Below are 12,117 nucleotides of genomic sequence, written 5' to 3'. Positions count from 1 at the left end.
TCCGGAATACCTGCGCCGAGCAATGTCACGGATGTCTGACGCGGCGTCCACCGCAGCCGCCATTTTCCTCCAGCGCTTCGAAGCAGCCCGGCCCTACCTGAGTACCGCGCTGACCTGGTGCGTGCTCCACGGGCTCGTCGCATTGATGTACTTCGGCGGCGCGCTGCGCGTGGCCGTGGAGCGGCTGGCGCCGGGGCTCCGCCCCCTCCTGCTCGCGGGAAGCTTCGCCCAGGCGTTGTTCCTGGGGCTGGTGGCCTTTCTTGGAACCCTCCCGCTGACCGTCCTGCTCGGCCACCGCTACCGCTTCGCGCTCCCGGTGCTGACGGCGGTGGGCGGCGTGCTGCTCGGGCTGGACGCGCTGGTGCTCAACTCACTGGGCTTCCACATCAACGGCCTGGTACTGGCGGTGGCCCTCCAGCCGCATGCCCTGGCGGAGACGGGGCTGTCTTCGTCGGAGGTGGCGCTGTTGGCCGGGGCGATGGCGGTCATTCTCACGCTCGACACGGCGGCGGGCATCTGGTTCCTGCGCCGGGGCTTTGGCCCTCGCCGGGTGGCGCGCACGGTGGTGCTGATGACGGCCCTGTGCACCATCGAGCGGCTGGTCACCGCGTCCCTCATCTTCGCCCATGGCGGCGCCGTGCAGCACGCCACCACCACCCTGCCCCTCCAGGCACCGGTGCGGATGAACACCCTCCTCTCGCGCATCACGGGCAAGGCGCCCGCATCCGGCCTGCGCCTGGGCGTGAGCCCCGAGGCGGGCGTGCCCGCGGCGAGCATCGACCCCGCGGCGGTGCGCTTCACCCGCCGTCCCGACATCGTCGTCGTCCTGGTGGAGAGCCTGCGTGACGACTTCTTCACCGCCGACGTCATGCCGAACATGTGGCGCAGGGCGCAGAGCGGCACGCGCTTCCTGCATCACCACAGCGCGGCCAGCTCCACGGACTACTCGCTGTTCAGCATGTTCTTCGGGTTGGAGGCCCAGCGCCGCAATGCCGTGGTGGGCGCGGGCCGCACGCCCCTCCTCTTCCCCGCGCTGGCCCACAATGGCTACCAGCAGTTCTTCTTCGCCGCGTCCTCCGTTGACTGGATGGGCCTCAAGGACACCGTCTTCCGCGACGTGACGGGTGGCCTGCGCACGGACTACACGGGCCGCAGCCACCTGCGGGACGAAGCCATGGTCCGCGACGCGCTGGCGGCCGTGGAGGCCACGCCTCAGGACAAGCCGCTGTTCCTGTTCGTGTTCTTCGCCGGCACGCACTTCGACTACGACTACCCGCCGCGCTCCGAGGTCTTCTCGCCCGCCTGGAATGGAAAGGGCGGACTCTCCACGGCGCGCGTGCCTCCCGAGCATCTCAAGGCCCGCGCGTGGAACGCGGCCTACGAAGTGGACACCAAGGTCGAAGAGCTGCTGGCACGCATCGAAAGCTTGCGCGGCGCGCGGCCGCTGACTCTCTTCACCGGCGACCATGGCGAGGAGTTCCGCGAGTACGGCCGCGTTGGCCATGGCAGCGACGTGACGGCCTCCCAGCTTCACGTGCCCATGCTCGTGTTCGACGACCAGCTTCCCGTGGGCCAGGTCGACGCCGTCACCGGACACATCGACGTGGTGTCCACGCTCTTCGACCTGCTGGGAGACACGCACAGCCCGGCGATGCTGGGTGACGGCCTTCCCATGTCCCAGCCGGACCCGCAGCGATACCTCCTCACCACCGTGGGTTGGGAGGCGCGTTACGCACTCATCGGCAAGGAGCTGAAGGTCCATTTCGGCGCGGGGCGGCCTGGCACTGTCATCACCGACCTGCGCGACCGTCCCCTGGCCGATGGCAAGGAGCGCCTCGCGGCCGAGGCCCCGCGCATCCTCCGCCGACTGAGAGGGACGTCGGAGTCGACGCTTCCCGACTCCGCCACGGCCACGGACGTGCCCTGACGGTACCTCGCGGCGAGCCCTGGGGCGCTGCTCACACGCGCCGCTTCAGAACCGGAGCTTCACGCCCAGGGCCAGCGTGAAGAGTTCGATGTTCACGGTGGAAGGATTGCGGACGAACTGCACCAGCCGGTAGTCGGTGGCGACGAGCTCGAAGTACCCCTCCACGAATCGCAGGTTCAGCGCCTCCACCGGCCGCCCCGCGCTGGCTCCCAGCAGCAGCGCGGGCCGGATGGCGGTGCGGAACCAGTAATAGCCCCGATCGTAACGGCTGGGCAGGTCCGCGAAGTAGTCGTCCCCCACCGTGTAGCTGAGCATCGCGCCCACCATGAGCGGGCGGACGGTCCACCCCGCCGCATCAAGCCGGAAGGGCCGCCAATGCCCCTTCAGCGTGAAGGTGAAGAAGTCTTCCCCCGCCAACGCGGGCGGCGCCCAGCCCACCAGCAGCGCGGCCTCCACGGTGTCCTCGAGAAAGCTCCAGCCCGGCCCCGCGGAGAGAAAGCCGATGGCGCCCGCAAACTGCATCGCCGCATGGTCGGGCACGTACCAGGGTGACGCCTCGTGAGCCGGCTCCGGCCGCGCCTCCCGCGCCGCCAACAGCAGCGCCGCCAGCAGCGAGGCTCGGAGACTCCCGTGCGCGGCCATCAGAAGGTGGCCCTCTGCACCTGCACCGAGGTGCCATCGACGTCCACCCAGAGGTAGCTCCGGCCCTTCATCGAATCGGTGGTGACGTACCGGACATCGTGCGCATGGACGTCGTGGTACTGGTGGACGTGGCCGTGGAAGGAGATGGCGACGCCCTGCCTCTGCTGGAGCTTCACCAAAGGCGCGACGAGCGCATCGTCAAAGTCTCCGTTCCCAGGAGGCACGTGGGAGAAGGTGAAGGTGTTCAGCACCGCGGGCTCCGGTGCGAGCGCCGTCTTCAGCCACTGCAGGTTCGGGATGTCGCCCGGGAAGCCGTACTCGCGGGAGTTGGAGTCGAAGAAGACGAAGCGCGTGCCCGAATACGTGAAGGAGAAGGACTCCGGTCCGAAGGTGCGCCGGTAGAGCTTCTGCCCCATGCCCAGCGCGTCATGGTTGCCCATGACCACGAAGAACGGGACCTTCAAGCGGGACAGCAGCTCAACGCCCCACTCGTACTCCTGCGTGCTGCCGAACTCCGTCAGGTCGCCCATCTGCACCACGAAGTCGACGCCGCGCTGCTCCAGGTCCCGCATCGCCGCCGCGGAGTCATCCAGGAACAACTGCATGTCGCCCACCACCGCGAAGCGAAAGGCCTGCTTCGGTTCCGCTCCGAACAACCGCTCGAGCGAGCGCGCATGCAAGTCCCGGTGGGGTCCCCGGAGTTCATAGGGGTGGAACTCGAAGGCGCCACAGCCCACGCCCACCAGTAGCAATGTCACCCAGACGCGCACGGACGCACGCTAACGTCGGCCTCCCGATGCTTCCATGGAATGTGACGCCGGATTCAGGAGCACGCGGCGACAAGGAGCAGCCATTCTCACGCGCCATATGAACCGGACTCAGGCGTCCTCCAGCGGCCTTCTCTCCTCGCGCATTGTGGCGGTGCCGTGAGCGCACCTCTGTCGACATGGGAGCTGCTGCATTGGGTGGCCACGAAGCCCACCCGGAGCACTCGGGAAGACCTCGACGCACTGCTCGCGCGAGCGGATTTCACGCAAGTCGCCCGGGACGTCCTGGTGTCGGGCCCCCCTTCCGAGAAGACCACGGCCTTGCGAGTGCTCCGGGAGCTGGCGTCACACGAAGCCCATGCCCTGGCCCGGCTCGCGCTTCGCGACGAAGCGGCTGACGTCCGGGCCCTGGCGGCTCGGGTGCTGGCGAGCGCACAGGACGCCGCGGACTGGCGGAGCCTCCAGGAGGCGCTGGATGATACCGAGCCCTCCGTGCAGCACGCCGTCATGGACTCGCTCGCGAGGATGAACCCGGCAGCCGCGAGCGACCTCTTCCTCGAGCGCTTCGAGCGTGCCCCGGAGGCGGAGAAGCTGAACGCGCTCGCGACCGCGCAACGGCTGGGGCTCCCCGAATCCGGCGCCCTGGCTCGGCTCGGCCTGGCTTCGGCCTCTTCCACCATCAGGACCGCGGCGGTTGCCCTGCTCGCGCGAGAAGGCGAGGCGACAGATGGCCTGCTCATCCAAGTCCTCACGGATGCCGCCGAAGACGTGCGACTCGAAGCCCTTCGCGCGCTGTCCCGTCGTGCACACGTGCCCGCCAGCGTCTTCGTCCCGCTGCTTTCCGCGTCGTCCCCATTACAAATCCGCGAACAGGCGCTTCAGTCACTCGTCTTGCGTAGCGACGCCAGTGCTTGCGAACCCGTTTGCCGGCTCCTGACCGACCCTGATTCTTCGCTCCGCAGAAGAACGATTCTCGCCACCGCACGGCTCGGCTGCTCCGGTGCGACGCGCGCCCTGCTGGAGATGCTGGCCCGGACACGCGACGAAGATGAACGGGCGGACCTCGTCACCGCGCTCGGTCAACTCGGTGGACCCGAGGCATGGGGGGCGCTTCGCCAGGCACTGTCGGATGAATCCCTCCGCGTCAGGCGCGCCGCCATCTCCGCCTGGACCTCGGACGCCGCACCGCCAGACGCAACCACGGTGCTGCTGGAGCGCCTGCGAGGCGCCCTCGACACAGAAACGCGGAAGGCCGTTGCCCTGGCCCTCATGAACAGCCGCCCGGAGGTGGCCCACCGCGCCCTGCGGCTTGCGCTCGAGGACTCCGCGCCCGAGGTCCGGCGGATGGCCGTACGAGCCCTTGGCCTTGAGGCCAGCCCAGAGGCCCTTCAAACCCTGCGCGACCACCAAGCCACCGAACGTGATCCAGACGTTCTGCGGCACCTGGACGCGGCGCTCGAACGACAGCAAGCCCCTGGCGACACGCCCATCTCAGCGGCCTCGCCCGCCGAACGTCTCCTCTTCGACCCGGCGCGAACGGGACAGAGCGTGGCGGAGTGGCTCGCGGTCCCCGAACGCTACCCCGCAACCGAGCGCTTCTACTTCTACGAAGGCGGACACTTGGAGCGACTGGGCACCGACGGCCGGGTCCACGCCTTTCAGTACACCGCGCTCGGAGACCAACTCCGCATCCAACCCGAGGGCGCACCCGGCCAAAGCACGGCATTCACCGTTATGCCCGAGCCGCCAGCCTCCAACGGCATGCCACGCCGCTTCCGCCTGGAGCTGGCCCGGGATGTCCTCTCCGGCACGGACACGCCACGAACGCTGCACTTCATCGAGCCCGTGCCAGCCGACACGGAGCCGGGCGACAGTCACTGATCCGCCGGCCCGCTACGCAGCGGCGGACGGGGCGCCATCCCAGTCCTCGACCTCGTATAGGAACTTCGAGGCCCCCATCAGCTTCCGGTTGGCCGACGTGCTCTGCACGAAGACGACGTACTTCTCCAGGCTGGCGGGCCGGATGCGGACCGTCTCCCCGGGCGGCAGCCCGAGCATCTCCCGGGCGCGGTCTCCGCTGAAGAGGTCACCCGTCTTCCGGTCCATGAGCACCACTTCCTTCCGGCCCTGAATGGTCTCCGTCTTGGTGAACTCGTAGAAGCCCCGGCCCGTCTTGAAGCGCAGGCCGTTCTCCTGCACGAAGTCCTTGATGGGCTGGGTCCGGTCCACGTCCAGCACCTGGAAGCGGCCGGGCGGTACTGCGCGCAGGTCCGCCTCGCCATGGAGCGGCGGCGCCGTGCGCTGGAGCATGGTGTTGAACATCACGTTGAGGCCGCGGCTCATCCGGCCCTCGCGCACCACTTCCTGCTCAAACGATTGAAGCTGTACGTCCGAGGACTGCTTGTAGCAGACGGCCAGCAGCAGGTCGGTGACGTGGGCGAACTGGTCCAGGCTCAGGTGGAAGCCGCCCGACTTCTCCGCCAGCTCCTTGTAGAAGGCCGTCGCGTGACGGCGCGCCAGGGCTTGCACGCCATACACGGGGATGCCCATCTTCCCCAGCGCGGCCACCTCCTTGCGCCAGTCCAGCTTGTGTGGATTCTGCGCGGGCCCGTGGGGAACGTCGTCGCCAATCAAGACCAGCGCCCGCGTGTAACCAACCGTCCAGGACAGGCTTTGCGCCTGGCGAAGTACGAACTCGTAGCATTCGGGCGCGTCCCCCCCGCCCGTCTGCTCCACGCGGTCCACGAAGCGGACGACGGCGCCCTCGTCGTCCGTCAGGTCCAGCATCTTGGTGACATACGTGGAACCCGCGTCGCAGTAGTCCCCGTGGGCGATGATTCCGATGCGGATGCCCGGAATCTCCTTCATCAGCCGGGACACGGTGCCCCGCAGCTTCTTCCGCACCTGTGCAAGACACGGATACATGCTGCCGGTGGTGTCAAAGCTGAAGACGATTTCGACGCGGTTATCAATGACTGACGTGCTCATTCCGGTGCCCCCCTCGTGACCGCCGACGAGGACAAATCTACGCGCCGGGTCTGACATGAATCAGGCCAGGAAGCAGCTCGGGAAACGGGGTGCTGGCCGGGCCTCCGTCGACCTGGCGTCACGCATTTGCACCTGCCGCTTGCCCTGGACGCCGCGCGACCGCAGCATGCGTGCCCATCGTGTCCGCCACCGCCGAGCCCCCATCCCCGCATCGTACGTACACCGAGCGCCGTGCCGCCGCGCAGGCGGAGCTGACCGCGCTGGACCGCGTGAGCGCCCGCTACGCCAACTTACGAACACTCGCCTTCCTGGCCGCGGCCGGCGTCGCGGGCTTCGTGCTGGCGGGGCGTCTGCCCAAGGTGTGGTGGTGGGCCAGCGCCGCCGCGCTGGTGCTCTACGGCGTGCTCGCCGTCCTCCACCATCAGGTCTTCCGCCGCGAGGCCCGGGCGAAGCTGTACGTGACGCTCAACGAACGCGGACTGGCGCGGCTGGGGCCCGGCTGGCACGACTTCACCGAGCGCGGTGAACGCTTCCTGTCCCCCAGTCACCTGTACACCCCGGACCTGGACGTCTTCGGACAGGGCAGCCTCTTCCAACTCCTCAACGAGACGGCCACGCGCGCTGGAGAAGAACAGTTGGCGGCGTGGCTCTCCGCCCCCGCGTCCGCCCAGGAGGTCGAAGCCAGACAGGGCGCCGCGCGCGAGCTGGCGCCCAACCTGGACTTCCGCCAGGACCTCTGCGTGGACGCGCGGGACGCCTCGCGCGAGAAGGCGGACCCGGCGCTGTTCATCCAGTGGGCGGAGTTGGGTCCACAGCTCAACGGCATCCGCTGGGCCCGACCGGTGGCGGTGGTGCTGCCCCTGGTGACGCTGGCCGTCTACGTCCTGGGCAAGTTCGAGGTGCTGCCGGAGTCGGCCTTCTGGGTGGGCCTGGCCGCGCAACTGGGCGTGGCCGTCATCACCCGCCGCCCGCTGAAGGTCATGGACGAAGGCGTGGAGGTGGGTGAGCGCGGCTTCGTGCGCTACGCCCCCATCTTCGAGCGCGTGGAGGCCCAGCGCTTCGAGCACCCTCGCCTGAAGACACTCCAGTCCGGCCTCCAGCAGCCCGGCCAGCCGCCGGTGTCCGAGCACTTCAAGCGCTTCAGCCGGCTGTTCTCCTTCATCGAGTTCAAGCGCCACCAGTTCCACCCGCTGATTCACTGGCTCACGCTCTGGGACATCCACGCGCACTTCGCGCTGGAGCGCTGGCGCGAGGCCCACGGCAAGCAGCTGCGCCAGTGGTTCGAGGCCCTGGCCGAGCTGGAAGCCCTGTCTTGCGTCGCGGGCCTCGCCCATGACCGACCGGACTTCACCTGGCCCGTCCTGGCGCCCCATGGCCCCTGTGTGGAGGCGACGGCGCTGGGCCACCCGCTGCTGGACGCGCCGGTGCCCAACGACGTGTCCCTGCCCGGCCCCCGGCACGCGCTGCTCATCACCGGCTCCAACATGAGCGGCAAGACGACGCTGATGCGCGCGGTGGGCGCCAACGTGGTGCTGGCTTTGGCCGGCGCGCCGGTGAGCGCGAAGCACTTCCGCCTGACACCGCTCCAGACGCTCACCAGCATGCGGGTGAAGGACTCGCTGGAGCGCGGCGTCTCCTACTTCTACGCGGAGGTGCAACGCATCAAGGCAGTGCTGGACGCGGCGCAGGCCGCGCGCGGGCAGGTGCTGTTCCTCCTGGACGAAATCCTCCTGGGGACGAACACCCGCGAGCGGCAGATTGCCTCGCGCGAGGTGCTGCGCCTGCTGCTGGGCACCGGCGCCATTGGCGCGGTGACGACGCACGACTTGTCCCTGGCGGTGCTCGCGGACGAGCCGGGCGCACATGTCGTCAACGTCCACTTCCGGGACCACCTGGAGGCCGGGAAGATGATGTTCGACTACAAGCTGCGCCAGGGCGTGGTGGACACCACCAACGCCCTTCGCGTGCTGCGCCTGGCCGGCGTACCGGTGAACGACCCGGACGAAGCCGCGACGGCGCGCTGAGCCCGAAACGACACGGGCCCCGGGGTTTCCCCCGAGGCCCGCGCTTGAATCAGTGGCTCACGTCGAAGCGGTGACTACTTGGGCGCCTCGATGAGGGCGGCGAAGCCCATGCCGCCGCCGATACACATGGAGACGACGCCGTAGCGGCCGTTGCGGCGCTTCAGCTCGCGCAGGATGGTGGCCACCATGCGCGCGCCGGAGACGCCCAGCGGGTGACCCAGGGCGATGGCGCCGCCGTTGGGGTTCACCTTGTCGGCGGGGATGCCCAGCTCACGCACGCAGTACAGCGCCTGCGCCCCGAAGGCCTCGTTCAGCTCGAAGACGTCGATGTCCTCGACCTTGAGCTTGTTCTTCTCCAGCAGCTTGCGGACCGCGGGAACCGGGCCGATGCCCATGATTTCCGGGGGCACGCCCGCCACCGCGGCGTCGATGAAGTAGCCCAGCGGCTTGACGCCCAGCTCCTTCGCCTTGGCCTCGCTCATCACCACCGCGGCGGCGGCGCCGTCCGTCAGCGGCGACGCGTTACCGGCCGTCACCACGCCCTTGGGGTTGAAGGCCGGGCGCAGCTTGGCCAGGCCCTCCTGCGTGGTCTCCGGGCGGAGGATGGTGTCCACCGTGACGGTGACGTTCTGCGCCACGCCGTCGTCGTCGTAGTACGTCGTGGTGACGGGGACGATCTCCTCCTTGAACTTGCCCTGCTCGCGCGCGGTGGCGGCACGGCGCTGGCTCTCGGCGGCGAACTTGTCCGAGTCCTCACGCGACACGCCGTAGCGCGACGCGATGTTCTCCGCCGTGGCGCCCATGGAGGTGTAGATCTCCGGCAGACGCTCCATGGCCTCGGGGTTGGCGCTCGCCTTGTTGCCGCCCATGGGGACCATCGTCATGGACTCGGTGCCACCGCCGATGCCCACGTCGTACATCCCCGCCTGGATGGCCTGGGCCACCTGGGCGATGGCCTGCGAACCGGAGGAACAGAACCGGTTGATGGTCATCGCGGGCACCGTGACGGGCAGGCCCGCCAGCAGCGTGGCCACGCGGGCCACGTTCATGCCCTGCTCGGCCTCCGGCATGGCACAGCCCAGGACGACGTCACCGATGTCCTCCGGCTTCAGGCCAGGGACCTGGGCAACGGCCTCCTTGATGGCGACAGCGGCCAGGGTATCCGGCCGGGTGTCCTTGAACTCTCCCTTGTGCGCGCGGGTGAAGGGCGTGCGGACCGCGCTGGCAATCACGACTCGACCAGCCATTTTGATGTCTCCTTGCCCGGGGGGCACCCGGGCATTCAGCGAATCTCAGGTTCAGTAGCCTATGGATACTGGCCGGCCGTCAGTTCCGCAGCGGCTTGCCCTTCTCGATCATGTGCTGCAGGCGGTCCTGGGTCTTCTCCTCGCCGCACAGGCTCAGGAAGGCCTCCGCCTCCAGCTCCAGCAAGCGCTCTTCCGTCACGAGCAGCGACGGGCTGGTGTTGCCACCCGTCAGCACCTTCGCCAGCTTCTGGGCGATCTTCCGGTCGTGCGCGCTCACCTGGCCGTTGAGCTCCATGTCGTAGAGCATCATGTCGATGGTGGCCGCGCCGCTGGTGCCCGGCAGGCGGAAGCGCGTGGGACGGGGCGCCTTGAAGCCGGCGTCCGCCATGCCCAGCACGCGGGCCTTCGCGTCGGACAACAGGAAGTCCCGGTTGGCGCTGATGCCATCCGCCTGCGTCAGGAAGCCCGCCTCACGGGCCTCCTCGGCGCTGGTGGCGACCTTCGCCATGCCGATGGTGAGGAAGATCTTCTTCAGGAAGGGGAAGAAGTCGAAGTCCTTGTCCGTGCCGAACGGGCCGTACACGTTGCGCAGCAGCTGCATGTTGCCGCCGCCGCCCGGGATGAGGCCCACGCCCACTTCCACCAGGCCCATGTACAGCTCGGCGCTGGCCTGGATGGCGTTGCCGCCCATCGTCACCTCGGCGCCGCCGCCGAGCGTGAGGTTGAAGGGCGCCGTCACCACCGGCACCGGGCTGTAGCGCATGCGCTGATTGACTGCCTGGAAGCCCGTCACCAGCTTGCGGATGGACTCGAACTCGCCGCTCTTGGCCGCCCACAGCAGCGCCACGATGTTCGCGCCTGCGGAGAAGTTGGAGCCGTCGTTACCGATGACGAGGCCCTTGTGGTTCTTCTCTGTCTCGTCCAGCGCGGTGTTCATCATCTCGATGATCTGGTCATCGATGGAGTTCATCTTCGTGTGGAACTCGAGCAGCGTCGCGCCGTCGCCCATGTCCCACAGCGTGGCCCCGTCGTTGCCGGCGATCTTCTTGTTGCCGCGCTTGAGGTACTCCACGCGCTGCGTGCGGGCGTTCTCCGGCACCACCTTCACGGACTTCGTGGGGATGTCCCAGTACGTGTCCTTGCCGTTCTCCACGCCGTAGAAGGACGCGCGGCCCGCGGCCAGCATCTCCTCCACCCACGCGGCCGGCTTCAGGCCCAGGGCCTTCATCCGCTCCACGCCCTTCTTCACGCCGTAGGCGTCCCAGACCTCGAAGGGCCCCAAATCCCAACCGAAGCCCCAGCGCACGCCGCGGTCCACGTTGACCACGTCGTCGGCGATCTCCGGGATGCGGCGGCTGGTGTAGGCCAGCACGTCCAGGGTGACGCCCTCGGCGAACTTCGCCGCCTTGTCCTCGGCGTTCATCACCGAGGCCACGCGCTCGCGCACGTCCTCGATGTCCCGCGCGGCGCCCAGCGACTCGTAGCGCACCTTCGCCTGCGGCCGGTACTCCAGCGTCTTCAGGTCGAGCGCGAGGATGTCCTTGCCCTGCTTCTTGTAGAAGCCGCCGCCGCTCTTGTCGCCCAGCATGCCCTTCTCCACCATCTTCTGGAGGAAGGCGGGGCTGGCGAACACGTCACGCTCTTCGTCGTGCGTCAGCGTGTCGTAACAGTTCTTCGCCACGTGGGTGAACGTGTCCAGGCCCACGATGTCCGCGGTGCGGAAGACGGCGGACTTGGGACGGCCCATGGCCGGGCCGAAAATCTTGTCCACCTCTTCGATGGATAGCTCCGCCTTGTCCATGGCGGCGATGGTCCGCATCATCCCGTACACGCCAATGCGGTTCGCGATGAAGTTGGTGGTGTCCTTGCCGTAGACGATGCCCTTGCCCAGCACCTCTTCGCCAAAGCGGTGCAGCGTCTTGAGCACCTCCGGGGCAGTCTCCTTGCCGGCCACCAGCTCCAGCAGCTTCATGTAGCGGACGGGGTTGAAGAAGTGCGTGACGAGGAAGTTCTTCTTGAACTCCGCGCCGCGGCCCTCGGTCATCCCCACAATCGACATGCCGGAGGTGTTGGACGACACGATGGTGCCCGGGCGGATGAGCTTCTCCACCTTGGCGAACAGGTCCTGCTTGATCTTCAGGTCCTCCTTCACCACCTCCACCACCCAGTCGCACTCGGCGATGCGGTGCAGGTCGTCCTCGAAGTTGCCTACCTCGATGTTGGTGAAGACCTCACCGGAGACGATGGGGCTCGGCTTCTGCTTGCGCAGGTTGGCCAGCGCGCCCTGGGCGAACTTGTTGCGAAACGCCTTCGAGGAGGTGTCCTCGCCCGGCGCGGCCTTGGGCGGAACGATGTCCAGGAGGAGCGCACGCACGCCCGAGTTGGCCAGGTGCGCGGCGATGCCGCTGCCCATTACTCCGGCGCCCAGCACAGCCACTTTGCGGATCCGCGTCGTCATGTGGAAAAGGCTCCCTGTTGGGAAGGAGGGGATTGCACAAATGTAGGCGATTGACCCGAAAGTC

8 protein-coding genes are annotated in these 12,117 nt (G+C 68.2%); 3 read left to right on the top strand and 5 right to left on the bottom strand.

Annotation, left to right across the window (positions count from 1 at the left end; genetic code table 11):
* Nucleotides 1–31 precede the first annotated feature (31 nt).
* A complete protein-coding gene (locus F8M74_RS03705; RefSeq protein ID WP_228559719.1) occupies nucleotides 32–1,927 on the top strand; it encodes a sulfatase-like hydrolase/transferase in 1,896 nt (631 codons plus the stop codon).
* A gap of 45 nt (nucleotides 1,928–1,972) precedes the next feature.
* Here F8M74_RS03705 and F8M74_RS03700 read toward each other — a convergent pair whose 3' ends face one another.
* Nucleotides 1,973–2,569 (bottom strand): hypothetical protein, encoded by a 597-nt coding sequence (locus F8M74_RS03700; RefSeq protein WP_141253584.1) that lies wholly within the window; start codon nucleotides 2,567–2,569, stop codon nucleotides 1,973–1,975.
* Nucleotides 2,569–3,339, bottom strand: a complete 771-nt coding sequence (locus F8M74_RS03695) for a metallophosphoesterase (RefSeq protein ID WP_141253585.1) — start codon at nucleotides 3,337–3,339, stop codon at nucleotides 2,569–2,571. Before F8M74_RS03695 ends, F8M74_RS03700 begins: the two co-directional genes overlap by 1 nt.
* 156 nt (nucleotides 3,340–3,495) lie before the next feature.
* Between F8M74_RS03695 and F8M74_RS03690 the strand changes: the two genes are divergently transcribed.
* Complete coding sequence (locus tag F8M74_RS03690) at nucleotides 3,496–5,217, top strand: HEAT repeat domain-containing protein (protein ID WP_141253586.1); 1,722 nt, start codon at nucleotides 3,496–3,498, stop codon at nucleotides 5,215–5,217.
* A 12-nt stretch (nucleotides 5,218–5,229) separates the two neighbouring features.
* Here F8M74_RS03690 and F8M74_RS03685 read toward each other — a convergent pair whose 3' ends face one another.
* Nucleotides 5,230–6,324, bottom strand: coding sequence for a hypothetical protein (locus tag F8M74_RS03685; RefSeq protein ID WP_171410114.1), 1,095 nt, complete (start codon nucleotides 6,322–6,324; stop codon nucleotides 5,230–5,232).
* A 179-nt stretch (nucleotides 6,325–6,503) separates the two neighbouring features.
* Between F8M74_RS03685 and F8M74_RS03680 the strand changes: the two genes are divergently transcribed.
* Nucleotides 6,504–8,348, top strand: a complete 1,845-nt coding sequence (locus tag F8M74_RS03680; protein ID WP_171410117.1) for a DNA mismatch repair protein MutS — start codon at nucleotides 6,504–6,506, stop codon at nucleotides 8,346–8,348.
* A 74-nt stretch (nucleotides 8,349–8,422) separates the two neighbouring features.
* Here F8M74_RS03680 and F8M74_RS03675 read toward each other — a convergent pair whose 3' ends face one another.
* The gene (locus F8M74_RS03675; protein WP_026114036.1) at nucleotides 8,423–9,595 is read right to left on the bottom strand and encodes a thiolase family protein; all 1,173 of its coding nucleotides are present in this window, start codon (nucleotides 9,593–9,595) and stop codon (nucleotides 8,423–8,425) included.
* Nucleotides 9,596–9,674: 79 nt separating this feature from the next.
* A complete protein-coding gene (locus tag F8M74_RS03670) occupies nucleotides 9,675–12,053 on the bottom strand; it encodes a 3-hydroxyacyl-CoA dehydrogenase/enoyl-CoA hydratase family protein (RefSeq protein WP_141253589.1) in 2,379 nt (792 codons plus the stop codon).
* Nucleotides 12,054–12,117: the final 64 nt, after the last annotated feature.

The organism is Myxococcus sp. CA023, assembly GCF_010998615.1.
Classification (GTDB): domain Bacteria; phylum Myxococcota; class Myxococcia; order Myxococcales; family Myxococcaceae; genus Myxococcus.
This window is presented reverse-complemented; position numbering and strand designations above follow the sequence as displayed.

Coding starts and splice junctions, on each gene's coding strand:
- F8M74_RS03705 (WP_228559719.1), top strand. CDS start 32: ATGTCTGACGCGGCGTCCACCGCAGCCGCCATTTTCCTCCAGCGCTTC.
- F8M74_RS03700 (WP_141253584.1), bottom strand. CDS start 2,569: ATGGCCGCGCACGGGAGTCTCCGAGCCTCGCTGCTGGCGGCGCTGCTG.
- F8M74_RS03685 (WP_171410114.1), bottom strand. CDS start 6,324: ATGAGCACGTCAGTCATTGATAACCGCGTCGAAATCGTCTTCAGCTTT.
- F8M74_RS03675 (WP_026114036.1), bottom strand. CDS start 9,595: ATGGCTGGTCGAGTCGTGATTGCCAGCGCGGTCCGCACGCCCTTCACC.
- F8M74_RS03670 (WP_141253589.1), bottom strand. CDS start 12,053: ATGACGACGCGGATCCGCAAAGTGGCTGTGCTGGGCGCCGGAGTAATG.